At 56.1% G+C, this 285-nt stretch carries 1 protein-coding gene; it reads left to right on the plus strand.

The genetic code is table 11. The features are described from left to right. Window positions 1-182: hypothetical protein (locus AC0L2C_RS34270; protein WP_473525542.1), on the plus strand; the 182-nt coding region annotated here is incomplete at its 5' end. Between the last annotated feature and the right edge of the window lie 103 nt (window positions 183-285).

Consider the following 285-nt stretch of genomic DNA (forward strand, 5'->3'; position numbering starts at 1 on the left):
ACGTCCTTCAGTCCGTCGTGGAAAAGATCTTCGAGGCCCTTGGCCTTGCTTTGCGATTCCTTTTTCGTAGCCATCGTTCGTCTCCGAATGTGAGAAACGCGTGTCTGGTGGCGCGCGCAGCTTTAACCAAAGTGGGTGCTGTTTGTTCCTTTGGCCCGATCGGATCCACGGTCATCACATAGATCCGGTTCGGTTTGATCGCGGTCTTCCGAAGCGTCCGGCAAGGCCGATCAGTTTTGTTTCGTGGTCGCGCCATTCTCTGCCACTGTGCCCCGCCTGCTTTCG

The sequence above is a fragment of the Mesorhizobium sp. WSM4845 genome (genome assembly GCF_055811455.1).